General features: G+C 61.8%; 17 protein-coding genes. 10 read left to right on the forward strand and 7 right to left on the reverse strand.

Annotation, left to right across the window (positions count from 1 at the left end; all coding sequences use genetic code 11):
• Window positions 1-6: 6 nt before the first annotated feature.
• From sufC to QM467_RS01115, 3 genes are all read right to left on the reverse strand, one after another.
• Window positions 7-756: a Fe-S cluster assembly ATPase SufC gene (gene sufC / locus QM467_RS01105; RefSeq protein WP_283364437.1), complete on the reverse strand. Its 750-nt coding sequence runs from the start codon at window positions 754-756 to the stop codon at window positions 7-9.
• Window positions 756-2,219, reverse strand: coding sequence for a Fe-S cluster assembly protein SufB (sufB, locus tag QM467_RS01110; protein ID WP_283364438.1), 1,464 nt, complete (start codon window positions 2,217-2,219; stop codon window positions 756-758). Before sufB ends, sufC begins: the two co-directional genes overlap by 1 nt.
• Before the next feature lie 134 nt (window positions 2,220-2,353).
• On the reverse strand, window positions 2,354-2,842 hold the full coding sequence (locus tag QM467_RS01115; protein ID WP_283364439.1) for a tetratricopeptide repeat protein: 489 nt from the start codon (window positions 2,840-2,842) through the stop codon (window positions 2,354-2,356).
• 271 nt (window positions 2,843-3,113) lie between these two features.
• Here QM467_RS01115 and grxD point away from each other — a divergent pair, with 271 nt between their 5' ends.
• Window positions 3,114-3,449 carry a Grx4 family monothiol glutaredoxin gene (gene grxD / locus QM467_RS01120; protein ID WP_283364440.1) on the forward strand — a complete coding sequence of 112 codons (336 nt, stop codon included), beginning with the start codon at window positions 3,114-3,116 and terminating at the stop codon, window positions 3,447-3,449.
• Complete coding sequence (locus tag QM467_RS01125) at window positions 3,446-3,796, forward strand: (2Fe-2S) ferredoxin domain-containing protein (protein WP_283364441.1); 351 nt, start codon at window positions 3,446-3,448, stop codon at window positions 3,794-3,796. Before grxD ends, QM467_RS01125 begins: the two co-directional genes overlap by 4 nt.
• Window positions 3,797-3,908: 112 nt before the next feature.
• Here the strand turns inward: QM467_RS01125 and QM467_RS01130 are convergent, their stop codons facing one another.
• The 4 genes from QM467_RS01130 to QM467_RS01145 are packed head-to-tail and all read right to left on the reverse strand — an operon-like array spanning window position 3,909 to window position 6,847.
• A complete protein-coding gene (locus QM467_RS01130) occupies window positions 3,909-4,382 on the reverse strand; it encodes an ankyrin repeat domain-containing protein (RefSeq protein WP_283364442.1) in 474 nt (157 codons plus the stop codon).
• Entirely contained in the window at window positions 4,379-5,926 is a 1,548-nt protein-coding gene (locus tag QM467_RS01135) for a SagB family peptide dehydrogenase (protein WP_283364443.1), read from the reverse strand. Before QM467_RS01135 ends, QM467_RS01130 begins: the two co-directional genes overlap by 4 nt.
• Window positions 5,916-6,377 carry an ArsC/Spx/MgsR family protein gene (locus QM467_RS01140; protein ID WP_283364444.1) on the reverse strand — a complete coding sequence of 154 codons (462 nt, stop codon included), beginning with the start codon at window positions 6,375-6,377 and terminating at the stop codon, window positions 5,916-5,918. Before QM467_RS01140 ends, QM467_RS01135 begins: the two co-directional genes overlap by 11 nt.
• 38 nt (window positions 6,378-6,415) lie before the next feature.
• The gene (locus QM467_RS01145) at window positions 6,416-6,847 is read right to left on the reverse strand and encodes a response regulator (protein ID WP_283364445.1); all 432 of its coding nucleotides are present in this window, start codon (window positions 6,845-6,847) and stop codon (window positions 6,416-6,418) included.
• Between the two features lie 444 nt (window positions 6,848-7,291).
• On the opposite strand from QM467_RS01145, the gene nifH reads away from it, so the two are divergent.
• From nifH to QM467_RS01185, 8 genes are all read left to right on the forward strand, one after another.
• Window positions 7,292-8,173 (forward strand): nitrogenase iron protein, encoded by an 882-nt coding sequence (gene nifH / locus QM467_RS01150; RefSeq protein ID WP_283364446.1) that lies wholly within the window; start codon window positions 7,292-7,294, stop codon window positions 8,171-8,173.
• Window positions 8,174-8,253: 80 nt separating this feature from the next.
• Entirely contained in the window at window positions 8,254-9,756 is a 1,503-nt protein-coding gene (gene nifD / locus QM467_RS01155; RefSeq protein ID WP_283364447.1) for a nitrogenase molybdenum-iron protein alpha chain, read from the forward strand.
• Window positions 9,757-9,825: 69 nt separating this feature from the next.
• A complete protein-coding gene (gene nifK / locus QM467_RS01160) occupies window positions 9,826-11,385 on the forward strand; it encodes a nitrogenase molybdenum-iron protein subunit beta (RefSeq protein ID WP_283364448.1) in 1,560 nt (519 codons plus the stop codon).
• Between the two features lie 222 nt (window positions 11,386-11,607).
• On the forward strand, window positions 11,608-13,293 hold the full coding sequence (nifE, locus tag QM467_RS01165) for a nitrogenase iron-molybdenum cofactor biosynthesis protein NifE (protein WP_283364449.1): 1,686 nt from the start codon (window positions 11,608-11,610) through the stop codon (window positions 13,291-13,293).
• Window positions 13,294-13,298: 5 nt separating this feature from the next.
• The gene (nifN, locus tag QM467_RS01170) at window positions 13,299-14,714 is read left to right on the forward strand and encodes a nitrogenase iron-molybdenum cofactor biosynthesis protein NifN (protein ID WP_283364450.1); all 1,416 of its coding nucleotides are present in this window, start codon (window positions 13,299-13,301) and stop codon (window positions 14,712-14,714) included.
• A 24-nt stretch (window positions 14,715-14,738) separates the two neighbouring features.
• Window positions 14,739-15,134: a nitrogen fixation protein NifX gene (nifX, locus tag QM467_RS01175; protein WP_283364451.1), complete on the forward strand. Its 396-nt coding sequence runs from the start codon at window positions 14,739-14,741 to the stop codon at window positions 15,132-15,134.
• A gap of 59 nt (window positions 15,135-15,193) precedes the next feature.
• Window positions 15,194-15,664, forward strand: coding sequence for a NifX-associated nitrogen fixation protein (locus QM467_RS01180; protein ID WP_283364452.1), 471 nt, complete (start codon window positions 15,194-15,196; stop codon window positions 15,662-15,664).
• An 8-nt stretch (window positions 15,665-15,672) separates the two neighbouring features.
• Window positions 15,673-15,873: a CCE_0567 family metalloprotein gene (locus QM467_RS01185; RefSeq protein WP_283364453.1), complete on the forward strand. Its 201-nt coding sequence runs from the start codon at window positions 15,673-15,675 to the stop codon at window positions 15,871-15,873.
• Window positions 15,874-15,877: the final 4 nt, after the last annotated feature.

The following is a 15,877-nucleotide window of genomic DNA, read 5'->3' on the forward strand; positions in this document are numbered from 1 at the left end:
TCGCCCTCACGCGGCTTTGTTGATGACGGCGTCGTAGCCATTTTCTTCGAGTTGCAGGGCGAGGCTCTTGTCGCCGGACATCACGATCTTGCCGCCGGACAGGATGTGGATCACGTCGGGGACGATGTAATCCAGCAGGCGCTGGTAATGGGTGATGACGAGGAACGAGCGGTCCGGCGCGCGCAGCTTGTTGACGCCTTCCGCGACCAGTTTCAGCGCGTCAATATCGAGGCCTGAGTCCATTTCGTCGAGGATCGCCAGCCTGGGCTTCAGCAGCGCCATCTGCAGCGTCTCGTTGCGCTTCTTTTCGCCGCCGGAGAAGCCGACATTGAGCGGGCGCTTGAGCATGTCCTCGGAGATGTTCAGCTCCTTGGCGGCGGCGCGCACGGTGCGCAGGAATTGCGCGGCGTCGAGCTCCGGCTCGTTGCGCAATTTCGCCTGGGCGTTCATCGCCGTCTTGAGGAAGTTCATGGTCGAGACGCCGGGTATTTCCATCGGATATTGGAAGGCGAGGAAAATGCCCTTGGCGGCGCGTTCTTCCGGCGACAGGGCCGTGACGTCCTCGCCGTAGAAATCGATCTCGCCGCCCGTCACTTCATAGCCGGCGCGTCCGGCGAGCGTATAGGAGGTGGTGGATTTGCCGGCGCCATTGGGGCCCATGATCGCATGGACTTCGCCCGGCGGCACAGTAAGGGAAAGGCCCTTGAGAATTTCCTTGCCAAACACGTTGACGTGGAGGTCCTTGATCTCAAGCATTATCCAACGCTCCCTTCGAGGCTGATGCCGACGAGCTTTTGCGCCTCGACAGCGAATTCCATGGGCAGTTGCTGCAACACTTCGCGGCAGAAACCATTGACGATCAGCGCCACCGCTTCCTCGGTCGGAATGCCGCGGGACAGGCAGTAGAACAGCTGGTCGTCGGAAATTTTCGACGTTGTCGCCTCGTGCTCCAGAATGGCTTTCGGATTGCGCGACTGAATGTAGGGCACGGTATGGGCGCCGCACTGGTCGCCAAGCAGAAGCGAGTCGCATTGGGTGAAATTGCGCGCCCCATCCGCCTTGGCGTGGATGCTGACCAGACCGCGGTAGGTGTTCTGCGCCTTGCCCGCCGAAATGCCCTTCGAGATGATGCGGCTCGACGTGTTCTTGCCGAGATGCAGCATCTTGGTGCCGGTGTCGGCTTGCTGGAAATTATTGGCGATGGCGATCGAATAGAATTCGCCGACCGAATTGTCGCCGCGCAACACGCAGGAGGGATATTTCCAGGTGATGGCCGAGCCGGTTTCGACCTGGGTCCAGGAGATTTTCGAGCGGTCGCCACGGCAATCGCCACGCTTGGTGACGAAATTATAGATACCGCCCTTGCCGTTCTCGTCGCCCGGGTACCAGTTCTGCACCGTGGAATATTTGATCTCGGCGTCTTCCATCGCGATCAGCTCGACGACAGCCGCATGGAGCTGGTTCTCGTCGCGCTGCGGCGCGGTGCAGCCTTCGAGATAGGAGACGTAGGAGCCCTTGTCCGCGATGATGAGCGTGCGCTCGAACTGGCCGGATTTGGCGGCGTTGATGCGGAAATAGGTGGAGAGCTCCATCGGGCAGCGCACGCCCGGAGGAATATAGACGAACGAGCCCTCGGAGAAGACGGCGGCGTTCAGCGTGGCGTAGAAATTGTCAGACGCCGGAACCACGGTGCCGAGATATTGCTTCACCAGCTCGGGATGGGTCTTCAGCGCTTCCGAGATCGGGCAGAAGATCACGCCGACCTTGCTGAGCTCTTCCTTGAAGGTGGTGACGACCGAGACGGAATCGAACACCGCGTCGACTGCGACCTTGCGCTGCTCGACGCCGGCGAGAACTTCCTGCTCATGCAGTGGAATGCCGAGCTTCTCGTAAACGCGCAGCAGTTCGGGATCGACCTCGTCGATGGATTTCGGCTTGTCGCTGTCGCTCTTGGGCGCCGCGTAATAATAGGCGTCCTGGAAGTCGATCCTGGGATAATCCAGCTTGGCCCAGGTCGGCTCCTCAAGGGTCAGCCAACGGCGGTAGGCGTCGAGGCGATATTGGAGCAGCCAGTCGGGCTCGTCCTTTTTCGCCGAAATGAAGCGGATAACGTCTTCGTTCAGGCCCTTGGGGGCAAAGTCGGATTCGATTTCCGAAACGAAGCCATATTTGTACTTCTGGTCCGCGAGGTCCTGAAGGGTGTCCGTCTCTTCGCTCATGTCAGACTTCCGACCTTGGCAAGTGTGGCTTTCAAATCAACGGCTTGCGCCGCGCCTTTCGGCTCGGCTCGCGCCGCCGCTTTTGTGCGCCGCAGCGCCCTTGGCAGAGAATGCAAGGGCGGCGCCACAGTTGATCAGCGGGCGACTCCGGCAGCGAGTTCGGCGATCACCGGCCAGCCGACGGCGCCGGTGGGGTCAAGCTGGCGCAGGGCGTCGAGAATCTCTCCCGCCTGCTCGCTTTCGTTGCGGCGCAGATGAATGAAGGCGAGGGCCTTCAGCGTATAGAGCGCGAAGCGTCCGGCGCCGTCGGGGATTTCCCTCTGCGGAACCCATTCGCGCCAGTTTTCGGGCCATCCGGCCTGCCGCGCGGCCTTTTGCATGCCGCTCTGGGCGGCTGCGCGGGCCTCGTCGAGATTGCCGTGATAGGTGTGGATCTTATACAGGCAATAATAGGTCGGCAGCTCTTCGGGGGCAGCCGCGAGCGCCTCGCGGAACAGCTGTTCGGCCCGGTCGAAATCGCGGCGATAGGCGACGACGCCCTTTTGCAGCAGGTCGTCGATCTCGGGGGGAAGCTCGCCGAAATTGATCGTTTCGGGCTCCGGAGCCGGAAAGGGAATGAGCATTTCTGGTCCTCTGGACGGGGAAGTTTTCGTCCAATCGCCTGCAAAAGCGGGGCCGGGAGCGGCGTCGCATTTCGGACATGGGCCCTTGTCGCTAAACCGACGCGCATTTTCTTCAAGCTTTTCGCCGCAAAGGCGGGCGCCGGGCAAAGGGGACGCCCGGATGGTCCCAGTTTTGCATTGCAACGCGCGAGCGGACTTTGCCTTGTCCGCGCCATTCTGCTCTGCCCGCTCTGCTTTGGCAGACGTGACGAACCAATCGAGAGGTCAATCGATGACGGAAAAAACCAGTGAGCGCATCAAGTCCATTATCGATGGCGCCGATGTGGTTCTGTTCATGAAGGGCGTGCCGGCCCAGCCGCAATGCGGCTTTTCCGCCGCCGTGGTTCAGGTCCTTGGCGGCCTCGGCGTGAAATATGACGCAGTCAACGTTCTCGCCGATCCCTATGTGCGCGAAGGCATCAAGGCCTTTTCCAACTGGCCGACGATTCCCCAGCTCTATGTGAAGGGCGAATTCATCGGCGGCTGCGACATCGTGCGCGAAATGGCCGCTTCGGGCGAACTGACCCAGCTCTTCTCCGAAAAGGGCGTGGAGAAGGTGACGGCATGAGCACCGAGACTGCGACAATCGCCGACGTGCCGCAACTCTACACGCGGCACGTCTTCGCCTGCTACACCCAGCGTCCGGCGGGCCATCCGCGCGGCTCCTGCGGCGCCCAGGGCGCGCAGCCCTTGTGGGACCGCCTGTCGAAAAAGCTCGAGGCCGAACGTATGCCGGACATCGGCTTCACGGCTGCCGGTTGCCTCGGCTTCTGCCGTGCGGGCCCGCTGATGGTCGTCTATCCTGAGGGCGTCTGGTATGCGCCGAAAACGCCGGAGGATATCGACGAGATCGTCGAGACTCATCTCAAGGGCGGCCAGTTGGTCGAGCGCCTGGTGGTGGTTCTGACGCGCTGAGGCGCGCAATTTCGGCGTCCGGCGCATGTCGCCGGATGGGGCGGGAAGCGCCGGCGACCGCAAGCCAGAGCCGGATCGCTTCCCGCCATTTTTTTCAGGCGCACGTCATTTTTCAGGCGGCTGTCGTGGCCGCGCGGGCCTTTTTCTGCGCCGCGCGCAGATGAGACAGGCAATCGATATTGGCGGCCATATCCATGGCCGAAAAGCCGTCCGGAGTCTCCAGCGCGATATCCGCTCCCCGCGCCAGCAGATGCGCGACGACTTCGCTGCGGCCGGATGACGAGGCGTACATCAGCGCGGTGGCGCCATTGTCGTTAAGATTGTCCATGTCGATTCCCGCTCCGATCAGCAGGTCGATCATGTCGAGATGGCGCTCGACGCAGGCAAGCCACAAGGCGTTGTTGCCGTCGCCGTTGCGCGCGGCGATTTCGCCGCCGGACGCCAGGATTTTTCGCGCCATGTCGCAATCGCCCTTGAGCGCGGCCCGCATCAACGGGGTTATCTCATTCGCGCCGCGGCCGTGGATGTCGTCGCCGGAAAAGCCTTCCTGACGCAGCCAGGCGACGAGATCGGGATCCTGAATCATGGCGATGTGGCCTTCGCGCGTTGCTTGTCGGGATAGGCGGGCTCGGTGGCGATGCGCGAATCCGTGAGAGGGCCGCCCAGGGTGAAGTGATAGACGGTCTGAAGCGCGCCCGATTTCAGTCCGATGAACTCATGGGTCTCGTCGTCGAAGAAACAGCCGACGCCCGTGCCGCGCAGGCCGAAGCGTTCGGCCTCCAGATAGAGCGCCTGGCCGATCAGCCCGGCCTCCCAATGCAGGCCGCGATAGCGCCATGGGTTTTGCTCGACGGCGTCGAATTCCGCCAGCATGGCCATGCCGAAGCAGCAATCCGACGCAATGGCCTGGTTGCAGAACAGGCGCCGCGCCGCCCCCCGCGCGTCGCCGATCTTGAGGAGATAAAGCGGGAGGGATTCCGGCGCCCCGGCAACGCGCGACCAGACAAAATCGGGGTCGAGCGATTGTCGCAACAGCGCCAGGGATTTTCCGCCGCGCGGCAAGGCGTAGAGCCCTGGCTCGACGCCCGCGACGCGATGGACGAACAGGATAGGATGAACGCGCGGTGCGAAATTCCAGACTGTCCAGGGGGCGCGGGGCTGGGCCATCACGCTCTCGAGAATGGCGAAGAATTCCTCCGCCGGCATGACATGACGCGCGTCAAAATGTTGTGCGCTGCGCCGCTGCAGGATCAGTTCGGCCGACAACGCGCTCTCGCCTTGCGCCCGTGCATTCGGCTCGCCGGGCTCCGCGGCGACTGCGCCGAGCGTCGCTTCCGCGACCTCGCCGATCACCGGCCAGCGATACATCGGCCAGCGGTCGAGCAAATTGGCGTGTCCGGTCCAGACGCCGGTTTTCAGCGCGGGCGCTCTCGCGCCGTCGCCGTCGATTGCCGGGAAGATTTGCAGCAAGGCGTCGGGGTCTTCGTTTTCAGAACGGCCGAAATCCTCCGCGCGGTCGAGTCCGAGCAAAGCGGAAATCTGCGCGCTGCCGAGTCCTTCGACCAGTTGCGCGCGCCAGCCCAAAGCGGCGGCGGCATAGGAGAAGGCGCCGAGGGCGTGGCCGAGATCGAGCTGGCAATAGCGGAAGGCGCGCTCGCCATATTTCCACGCCTCGCGCCAATGAATGGAGGAAAGGCCGATCCATAGACAAGGCGAGTCGGACTTTTGTTCGGACTCGTCGCGCCGCCTTTGTTCCAGCGCATGGTCGCGCGGAAGGTAATGAAACAGGCCGTCGTCGAGCCCCGCGACGCCTTCGGCCAGCACATAGGCCTCGGTGGGATGGAGATTGCCGCTCGACGGATTGCAGCGCAAGGCCCAACGGTCCGGCCCGAACTGCTTCCAGGCCGAAAGCCCCATCGACAGATGCAGAAGCGCGCCGACCGCGTCGCGGGTCAGCGCCGGCGCGGGCGGCAATTGTTCCGGCGCCAGCGGGAGGTCCACGCGGGCGGCGCCCTCGAAGGTGCGGAAGGGATTGGGCTGCAGATCCCAATCCAGCGTGTCCGGGCCCTTGGCGTAGCCGGTGAAGCGATGTTTCGTCCGCTCGTGATAGAGCGCGGCCTTATTCGACATCTGCTTTTTCGGAATGGGCTTTTTCGGCGCCACGATCCATAGGGGCCGGGCAGGGTGGACCGGCGGGGCGCGAACAGCCCTGTGCGGCGTCCAGCGCCTCGCTTTGTCCGAGCAGCGACAGCACCGGTTCCTTGTCGAAACCGGCGCAACTCTGTCCCGCCGCCTCGATCAGGGGGCGGCGGATCAGCAGCGGCTCCGCCAGCATCAGCGCGAGCGCCTCGTCGGGGCGAATGCCGGCCGGATCGACTTCGCCTGATTTGACCCGCGGAGCGGCGGGATTGAACCATCCCGCCACCGGCATGTCGCCGAAAAAGGCCAGCAGGCGCTCTTTCGTCCAGGGCTCGGTCAGCAGATTGCGCTCGTCGACCTCGTGGCCAGCGGCGGCGAGCAGCGCCTTCTGCTTGCGGTTGGTTCCGCAGCCGGGCTTTTCATAGAAAGTCACCAGAGCCATAAGTTTTCCTCGGGCCTTGCGTCGCGGGTCGCGCCCGGTCAGACGATGTTGAGCTGGATCAGCGGCGCGGCGCCGCCGCGACCGAGCACGGTGTCGACCTTCTTGCGCACCGCCTCGATCGTCAGCGGCTTGACGATCGCGCCATGGGCGCCGGCCTGCATGGCCTCCACCGCGAGCTTCTCTTCGCTCTTGTCGCAGACGATCAGAATGCGCACGCCCGGATAGGTCGTGTTGAACGCGTCGAGCACGTCCATGCCCTTCTTCTGAATCCAGGACACGCCCAGGAGAATGAGATGGGGCGTCAACCAGTCTTGGCCCTTCTCGAAGGCTTCTTCGGGCGAGGCGAGCTCATGCGTCTCGATCTCGTCATGCAACATGAATTGCAACACGGAGCGGGTGATCTCGTCCTCGTCCACGACGAAAACCCGTCGCTGGTCGACCGCCTTGGATGTCTCAACGCCAATCTGCATCGCCGCCTCTATCGTTCTCACTCGTCAGGATCGAATTGCCTGCGCGTCTTCAATCATTGCGCGAAGCGCGCGCCCGATCCTTGTGCAATTTCCGTTCCGGCCTTGCGACGCTGCCTTGAGCGTGACCGTAGCGATCCGCGAAATTGCGACAAACGTGTCTTGTTTGCCGCAGCTGCGACGAGGCTGTCGGATTTTTCACAGAACCGACGATGAGGGGCGCTCTAGATAAACACTAATAAAAACAACGATATCACAGATAAAAAATTCTGGCACGGCGGTTGCAATCATTGTCGGCGGAACGGCGAGTGAGGGCTGAACGTACGCAGACGCTAGACGAGCGTTGCGTTCCTTCCCGTCAAAGCGGGTCCGTTTCTGACAGAGAGAAACAGTCTCGCGCAGAACGCGCGAAGTTCATGCCACACAGTCACACTTAAGGAGCATCAAATGGCTAAGTTGAGGCAAATCGCCTTCTACGGCAAGGGCGGCATCGGCAAGTCCACCACCTCGCAGAACACTCTCGCCGCACTTTCGGAGATGGGTCAGAAGATCCTGATCGTCGGCTGCGACCCCAAGGCCGACTCCACCCGCCTGATCCTGCACGCCAAGGCCCAGGACACCATCCTGTCGCTCGCCGCGGCCGCCGGTTCGGTCGAGGACCTCGAACTCGAAGACGTGATGAAGGTCGGCTATCGCGACATCCGTTGCGTTGAGTCCGGCGGTCCGGAGCCGGGCGTTGGTTGCGCGGGTCGTGGCGTCATCACCTCGATCAACTTCCTCGAAGAGAACGGCGCCTATGAAGACATCGACTATGTCTCCTATGACGTTCTCGGCGACGTGGTCTGCGGCGGTTTCGCCATGCCGATCCGTGAGAACAAGGCTCAGGAAATCTACATCGTCATGTCCGGCGAAATGATGGCCATGTATGCGGCCAACAACATCTCCAAGGGCATTCTGAAATACGCCAATTCCGGCGGCGTGCGCCTGGGCGGCCTGGTCTGCAACGAGCGCCAGACCGACAAGGAACTCGAACTGGCGGAATCGCTGGCCAAGAAGCTCGGCACCACGCTGATCTACTTCGTGCCGCGCGACAATATCGTTCAGCACGCCGAGCTGCGCCGCATGACGGTTCTGGAATATGCGCCCGACTCCCAGCAGGCCCAGCACTACCGCAACCTGGCGACCAAGGTTCATGGCAATTCGGGCAACGGCATCATCCCGACCCCGATCACCATGGACGAGCTGGAAGACCTGCTCATGGAGCATGGCGTGATGGCCCAGGTCGACGAGAGCCAGGTTGGCAAGTCGGCGGCCGAGCTGAGCGCCTGATGATCGCCTGAAGAAATGGTCCGGCCCCCGTCGTGGGGGCCGGATACTCGAACGGCGCAACGATTGCGAGAGGTGGCGACATGAGTGTTGCAAACAATGAAAGCGTTGCTGAGATCAAGGCGCGCAACAAGGAATTGATCAAAGAGGTGCTGGCCGTCTATCCCGAGAAGACCGCAAAGCGCCGTGCGAAACATCTGAACGTTCACGATGCCGGCAAGTCCGACTGTGGCGTCAAGTCCAACATCAAGTCGATCCCCGGCGTGATGACCATTCGCGGCTGCGCTTACGCCGGCTCGAAGGGCGTTGTGTGGGGTCCGATCAAGGACATGATCCACATCAGCCACGGCCCCGTGGGCTGCGGCCAGTATTCCTGGGCCGCCCGTCGCAACTACTACATCGGCACGACCGGCATCGACACCTTCGTGACCATGCAATTCACGTCGGACTTCCAGGAAAAGGACATTGTCTTCGGCGGCGACAAGAAGCTCGCCAAGATCATGGATGAAATCCAGGAACTGTTCCCGCTGAACAACGGCATCACCGTTCAGTCGGAATGCCCGATCGGTCTGATCGGCGATGACATCGAAGCGGTGTCCAAATCGAAGTCGAAGGAATTCGGCGGCAAGACCATCGTTCCGGTTCGTTGCGAAGGCTTCCGTGGCGTCTCCCAGTCGCTTGGCCATCACATCGCCAACGACGCGGTCCGCGACTATGTCTTCGACAAGATGGATCCGAACAGGCCTGCTCCGTTCGAATCTTCGCCCTACGACGTTGCGATCATCGGCGACTACAACATCGGCGGCGACGCCTGGTCCTCGCGCATCCTGCTCGAAGAAATGGGCCTGCGCGTGATTGCTCAGTGGTCCGGCGACGGCTCGCTGGCGGAACTCGAGAACACGCCGCTGGCGAAGCTCAATGTTCTGCACTGCTACCGTTCGATGAACTATATCTCCCGCCACATGGAAGAAAAGTTCGGCGTTCCGTGGTGCGAATATAACTTCTTCGGCCCGTCGAAGATCGCCGAATCGCTGCGCAAGATCGCCAGCTTCTTCGACGACAAGATCAAGGAAGGCGCCGAGCGCGTCATCGCCAAGTATCAGCCTCTGATGGAAGCGGTCATCGCCAAGTACCGTCCGCGCCTCGAAGGCAAGACTGTCATGCTCTACGTCGGCGGCCTGCGTCCGCGCCACGTCATCGGCGCTTACGAAGACCTCGGCATGGAAGTTGTCGGCACGGGCTATGAATTCGCCCATAACGACGACTATCAGCGCACCGCCCAGCATTATGTCAAGGACGGCACGCTGATCTATGACGACGTCACCGGCTACGAATTCGAAAAGTTCGTGGAAAAGGTCCAGCCGGATCTGGTGGGCTCGGGCATCAAGGAAAAGTACGTCTTCCAGAAGATGGGCGTGCCCTTCCGCCAGATGCATTCCTGGGACTATTCCGGCCCGTATCACGGCTATGACGGCTTCGCGATCTTCGCTCGCGACATGGATATGGCCATCAATGCGCCGGTCTGGAAAATGGCCAAGGCGCCTTGGAAAGACGACTCCAACTCCAAACTCCTTGCGGCCGAGTGACCGCGCGCGGCCGGCACCCGTTGAAAGACGGGCGCCAGCCGCGAATTACCGACAGCAGAGGGCTTTATCATGACGCAGAACGCCGATCACGTACTCGACCATTTCGACCTGTTCCGGGGTCCGGAATACCAGGAAATGCTGGCGAACAAGAAAAAGATGTTCGAAAATCCGCGTGACGAGGCGGAAGTCGAGCGGGTCCGCGAATGGGCCAAGACGGAAGAATACAAGGAACTGAACTTCAAGCGCGAAGCTCTGACCGTCAACCCGGCCAAGGCCTGCCAGCCGCTTGGCGCCGTGTTCGTCGCCGTCGGCTTCGAAAAAACCATTCCCTTCGTCCATGGTTCGCAGGGCTGCGTTGCTTATTACCGCTCGCACTTCTCCCGTCACTTCAAGGAGCCGACGTCCTGCGTCTCCTCGTCGATGACCGAAGACGCCGCGGTGTTCGGCGGCCTGAACAACATGATTGACGGCCTGGCCAACACGCTGAGCATGTACAAGCCGAAGATGATCGCCGTCTCGACGACCTGCATGGCGGAAGTTATCGGCGACGATCTGAACGCCTTCATCAAGACCTCGCGTGAGAAGGGCTCGATCCCGGAAGACTATCCGGTTCCGTTCGCCCACACCCCGGCCTTCGTCGGCAGCCACATCACCGGCTACGACAACGCCATGAAGGGCATCATCAGCTACTTCTGGGACGGCCGCGCCGGAACGGTCGAAAAGCTTGAGCGCAAGCCCAACGACTCGATCAACTTCCTCGGCGGCTTCGATGGCTACACCGTCGGCAACCTGCGTGAAATCAAGCGCATCTTTGGCGAGTTCGGCATCAAGTACACGATCCTCGGCGACAATTCGGACGTTTGGGACACCCCGACCGACGGCGAGTACCGCATGTATGACGGCGGCACCACGATCGAAGAGACGCTGGAGGCCGTCAACGCCAAGGCGACCATTTCGATGCAGGAATATTGCACCGAAAAGACCCTGCCGCTCATCGCCGAGCATGGTCAGGAAGTCGTGGCCCTCAACCACCCGATCTCGGTCAAGGGCACCGATAATTTCCTGATGACCCTCGCCCGCATCTCGGGCAAGGAGATCCCGGAATCGCTCGCCCGTGAGCGCGGCCGCCTCGTCGACGCCATCGCCGACTCCAGCGCCCACATCCATGGCAAGAAATTCGCGATCTACGGCGATCCCGACCTCTGCTACGGCCTGGCGGAATTCCTGCTCGAACTGGGCGCCGAGCCGACCACGGTCCTGGCCACCAACGGCGGCAAGGCCTGGGAAAAGAAGATGCAGGCGCTGTTCGACAGCTCGCCCTTCGGCAAGAACTGCAAGGTCTATCCCGGCAAGGACCTGTGGCACATGCGCTCGCTGCTGTTCACGGATCCGGTGGACTTCCTGATCGGCAACACCTACGGGAAATATCTGGAGCGCGACACGGGCACCCCGCTGATCCGCATCGGCTTCCCGATCTTCGACCGTCACCACAAGCACCGCTATCCGGTGTGGGGCTATCAGGGCGGCATGAACGTTCTCGTCACGATCCTCGACAAGATCTTCGACACGATCGATCTCGCCACCAACGTCCCGGCGAAGACCGACTACTCGTTCGACATCATTCGCTGATCAGGTTCATTGTCGGTTTGGCGACAAACCGACAATCCTGCGAAACAAGGCCCGGGGCGGCATCCGCCGCTCCGGGCCTTTCTCTTTGGGCGCCGCGCGTGGCCTGCCGCGGCGCCAAAATTGCTGCCTCTCCGTCAAAGCCTCTAACTGGCGGAAAAGCGACAGCCGTCGCCCGCCTCCGCGCCTGAAAAAGGCTGCGGCCGAACGGACAGGAGAGATGCGATGACTTCCCTTTCGGCGACCATTCAAGACGTGTTCAACGAGCCGAGTTGCGCCAAGAACGCCAATAAATCGGAAGCCGAAAAGAAGAAGGGCTGCACAAAACAATTGCAGCCCGGCGGCGCGGCCGGCGGCTGCGCCTTTGATGGCGCGAAGATCGCCCTCCAGCCTTTCACCGATGTCGCCCATCTCGTGCATGGCCCCATCGCCTGCGAGGGCAACAGCTGGGACAATCGCGGCGCCGCGTCGTCGGGTTCGGATCTGTGGCGCACCAGCTTCACCACCGACATGAACGAAACCGATGTCGTGTTCGGCGGCGAGAAACGCCTGTTCAAATCCTGCCGCGAGATCATCGAGAAATATGATCCGCCGGCGATCTTCGTCTATCAGACCTGCGTCCCGGCGATGATCGGCGACGACATCAACGCTGTGTGCAAGGCGGCGTCGGAAAAATTCGGCAAGCCGGTCATTCCCGTCAATGCGCCGGGCTTTGTCGGGCCGAAGAATCTCGGCAATAAGCTCGCCGGCGAGGCGCTGCTCGATCACGTCATCGGCACGGTCGAGCCGGAATACACCACGCCCTATGACATCAACATCATCGGCGAATTCAACCTGTCCGGCGAATTGTGGCAGGTGAAGCCCCTGCTCGACGAGCTGGGCATCCGCGTCCTGTCCTGCATTTCCGGCGACGGCCGCTATAATGAGGTCGCCGCTTCGCATCGCGCCAAGGCGTCGATGATGGTCTGCTCCAAGGCCATGATCAATGTCGCCCGCAAGATGGAGGAACGCTATGGCATCCCGTTCTTCGAAGGGTCGTTCTACGGCATCGAGGATAGCAGCGATTCCCTGCGCGAACTCGCGCGCCTGCTGATTTCGCAGGGCGCGCCGGAAGAATTGATGGCGCGCACCGAAAAGCTGATCGCGCGCGAAGAGGCGCGGGCCTGGGCGGCGATCGCCAAGTACAAGCCGCGCTTCAAGGGCAAAAAGGTCCTGCTCATCACCGGCGGCGTGAAGTCCTGGTCGGTGGTCGCGGCGCTGCAGGAGGCCGGGCTGGAGCTGGTCGGCACCAGCGTCAAGAAATCGACGCGCGAGGACAAGGAGCGCATCAAGGAATTGATGGGCCAGGATGCGCATCTGATCGAGGACATGACCCCGCGCGAAATGTACAAGATGCTGAAGGACGCCAAGGCCGACATCATGCTGTCGGGCGGCCGCTCGCAGTTCATCGCGCTCAAGGCCACCATGCCCTGGCTCGACATCAACCAGGAGCGCCACCACGCCTATATGGGCTATATCGGCATGGTGAAGCTGGTCAAGGAAATCGACAAGACGCTTTATAATCCGGTCTGGGAGCAGGTGCGCAAGCCCGCGCCCTGGGCGAAGCCCGGCGAGAGCTGGCAGGACAAGGCGCTGGCGCAGATCGCCGCGGAAGAGGCGGAACTCGCTGCTGATCCGGTCAAGGCGGAGCAGGTCCGCCGCGCCAAGGCGGTGTGCATATGCAAGAGCGTCTCGCTCGGCGCCATTGAGGACGCGATCCGCGATTTTGGCCTCACCAGCGTCGAAGGCGTGCGCGAGAAGACCAACGCTTCGGGCGGTTGCGGCGCCTGCGCGCTGCGCATCGAGGAAATTCTTGAAGCAGGCGTCGTTGTCGGACAACCGACAGAGCTTCAGAACGTGGCGGCGGAGTGAGCGGCATGGCCAAGGTCGTTCATTCCAGGAAAGCCTGCTCTGTCAATCCGCTGAAAATGAGCCAGCCGATCGGCGCGGCTCTGGCCTTCATGGGCTTGCGCGGCGCCATGCCTTTGCTGCATGGCTCGCAGGGCTGCACCTCGTTCGGCCTCGTGCTGTTCGTGCGCCATTTCAAGGAAGCCATTCCGCTCCAGACCACGGCGATGAGCGAAGTGGCGACCGTGCTCGGCGGCTATGAAAATGTCGAGCAGGCGGTGCTGAACATCATCAAGCGCACCAAGCCGGAGATCATCGGCATCGCCTCGACCGGCGTCACCGAGACCAAGGGCGACGACGTTCTCGGCTATATCGAGCTGATCCGCCAGAACCACCCCGATTTGCGGAATTTTCCGCTGGTCTATGTCTCGACGCCCGATTTCAAGGACGCCTTTCAGGACGGCTGGGAAAAGGCGGTCACGCGGTTGGTCGAGGAGCTTGTCGAGCCGCCGGCCAACCCCGCGCGGCGTGACCCGACCTGCATCAATGTCCTGCCCGGCAGCCACCTGACGCCGGGCGATATCGAAGAGCTGCGCACGATCATCGAGGATTTTGGCCTTGAGCCGACCTTCCTGCCGGATCTCGGCGGCTCGCTCGATGGACATATTCCCGACGATTTCACGCCGACAACGATCGGCGGCGTGGGCGTCGACGAAGTCGCCACCATGGGCGACGCCGGATGGACCATCGCCATCGGCGCGCAGATGCGCGCGGCGGCCGAGGCGCTGGAAAAGAAGGCGGGGGTTCCCTTCCGCCTGTTCGAGCGCCTGTGCGGCCTTGAGGCAAATGATGAATTGATCGCCTTCATGACGGAAATCTCGGGCCGCCCGGCGCCGGCCAAATATCGCCGCCAGCGCGGGCAGCTGGTCGACGCCATGCTCGACGGCCATTTCCATATCGGCGGGCGCAAGCTCGCCATCGGCGCCGAGCCGGACCTGCTCTATGATGTCGGCTCCTTCATGCATGAAATGGGCGCGCAGATCGAGGTCGCGATCACGACGACGCAATCGCCCGTGCTGGAGAAAGTGCCGGCCGAGGAGGTCGTCATCGGCGATCTCGAAGATCTTGAAATTCAGGCGCGCGAAAAGGGCTGCGATCTGTTCGTGACTCATTCGCACGGGCGCCAGGCCGCGGCGCGTTTGAAGATTCCCTTTCATCGCCTTGGCATCCCGATGTTCGACCGTCTCGGCGCCGGCCATAAACTGTCCGTCGGCTATCGCGGCGGACGCGACCTGATCTTCCAGGTCGCCAATCTGATCATGGCCGACCGCGAAGAAAATCATGAGGTTACGACCGAGACCTGGCGCAATCCCTGGGGTCCGGACAGCGCCGAGCCGGCGCCGGAGGAAGCTGGCGCCGCGATTGCAACGAGCTTGGCGAACTGAGTTTGGCGAAGAGAGGGCGGGTCCATGAAGGTCGCATTTGCTACACAGGACTTGAAGCGTGTCGACGCGCATTTCGGCTGGGCGAAGAACATCTCGATCTACGAGCTGGACGAGAACGGCCATAGCCTGATCGAACACGTCGCCTTCGATGGCGATCTCCAGGAAGACGGCAACGAGGACAAGCTCGCGCCGAAAATCGAAGCCGTGAAGGATTGCGCCATTCTTTATGTGGCGGCCATCGGCGGCTCAGGCGCGGCGCGTGTCGTCGCCAACAATATCCATCCAATCAAGGTCACGCAGCCCGAAAATATCGAGGACCTGCTGAACAAGTTGCAGGACGTGCTCAAGGGCAATCCGCCGCCGTTCCTGCGCAAAGCGATGAGCAAGGGCAAGGAACGCGCCTTCGATTTCGAGGACTGAGCCTTCCGGCCATTCAGAACAGCCGGGCCCCCGCGGCCGGCGAGAACAAAGAGGACAAGATGACCGAAGCCGCCATCGTCGACGACGCCGCGATCCTCACGGAATCGCCTTTCCTGCAGCAGCTGGTGAAAGTCTGGCGCGCCCAGGACTCGCACGGCGCCTGGGAATCCAAGAGCGACGCGCAATTGATTTCCGAATATATCGTCACCAAGGAACAGCGTAAGGCCATTCCGATCATCGCGGACCCGGATCCGGAGACGATCTGGCGCATTGAACTGTTCTACAATGCGGTCGGCCTGGCGATCGAGCGCGCCTCGCGCGTCATGGTCACGCCGATGCTCAAGATGAGCCACGAGGGCTTCGGTCGCATCGTGCTGATCGGCGGCCGCCTCATCGTCGTCAACAAGCAGTTGCGCGACGTGCATCGCTTCGGTTTCGAGAGCTTCGCCAAGCTGGGCGAAGAAGGCGACAAGCAGGTCAAGGCCGGCCTCGATATGATCGCGGAATTCCCGGCCGCCGCGAATTATTGAGGTCCAGAATGAGCGATATCGAGACCCTGAAGGCCGAGATCAAGAAGCTCTCGGCGCGCGCGATGAACGCGAAAATGAACCTGCATGACTTGTCCGAAGAGCTGCCGATCAACTGGCAGACGATCCTCGACGTCGCGCAAAAGGCCCACAATGCTTTTGCCGAACTCGAGGCGAAGCGCGAGCAGCTGAAATCTCTCGAAACGGCTTAACTGG

It is taken from the genome of Rhodoblastus sp. 17X3 (assembly GCF_030056575.1).
Classification (GTDB): domain Bacteria; phylum Pseudomonadota; class Alphaproteobacteria; order Rhizobiales; family Beijerinckiaceae; genus Rhodoblastus.

Bases quoted from the DNA above. Each gene is read 5' to 3' on its own strand.
- sufC (WP_283364437.1), bottom strand. From the start codon at position 756: ATGCTTGAGATCAAGGACCTCCACGTCAACGTGTTTGGCAAGGAAATT.
- sufB (WP_283364438.1), bottom strand. From the start codon at position 2,219: ATGAGCGAAGAGACGGACACCCTTCAGGACCTCGCGGACCAGAAGTAC.
- QM467_RS01115 (WP_283364439.1), bottom strand. From the start codon at position 2,842: ATGCTCATTCCCTTTCCGGCTCCGGAGCCCGAAACGATCAATTTCGGC.
- grxD (WP_283364440.1), top strand. From the start codon at position 3,114: ATGACGGAAAAAACCAGTGAGCGCATCAAGTCCATTATCGATGGCGCC.
- QM467_RS01125 (WP_283364441.1), top strand. From the start codon at position 3,446: ATGAGCACCGAGACTGCGACAATCGCCGACGTGCCGCAACTCTACACG.
- QM467_RS01130 (WP_283364442.1), bottom strand. From the start codon at position 4,382: ATGATTCAGGATCCCGATCTCGTCGCCTGGCTGCGTCAGGAAGGCTTT.
- QM467_RS01135 (WP_283364443.1), bottom strand. From the start codon at position 5,926: ATGTCGAATAAGGCCGCGCTCTATCACGAGCGGACGAAACATCGCTTC.
- QM467_RS01140 (WP_283364444.1), bottom strand. From the start codon at position 6,377: ATGGCTCTGGTGACTTTCTATGAAAAGCCCGGCTGCGGAACCAACCGC.
- QM467_RS01145 (WP_283364445.1), bottom strand. From the start codon at position 6,847: ATGCAGATTGGCGTTGAGACATCCAAGGCGGTCGACCAGCGACGGGTT.
- nifH (WP_283364446.1), top strand. From the start codon at position 7,292: ATGGCTAAGTTGAGGCAAATCGCCTTCTACGGCAAGGGCGGCATCGGC.
- nifD (WP_283364447.1), top strand. From the start codon at position 8,254: ATGAGTGTTGCAAACAATGAAAGCGTTGCTGAGATCAAGGCGCGCAAC.
- nifK (WP_283364448.1), top strand. From the start codon at position 9,826: ATGACGCAGAACGCCGATCACGTACTCGACCATTTCGACCTGTTCCGG.
- nifE (WP_283364449.1), top strand. From the start codon at position 11,608: ATGACTTCCCTTTCGGCGACCATTCAAGACGTGTTCAACGAGCCGAGT.
- nifN (WP_283364450.1), top strand. From the start codon at position 13,299: ATGGCCAAGGTCGTTCATTCCAGGAAAGCCTGCTCTGTCAATCCGCTG.
- nifX (WP_283364451.1), top strand. From the start codon at position 14,739: ATGAAGGTCGCATTTGCTACACAGGACTTGAAGCGTGTCGACGCGCAT.
- QM467_RS01180 (WP_283364452.1), top strand. From the start codon at position 15,194: ATGACCGAAGCCGCCATCGTCGACGACGCCGCGATCCTCACGGAATCG.
- QM467_RS01185 (WP_283364453.1), top strand. From the start codon at position 15,673: ATGAGCGATATCGAGACCCTGAAGGCCGAGATCAAGAAGCTCTCGGCG.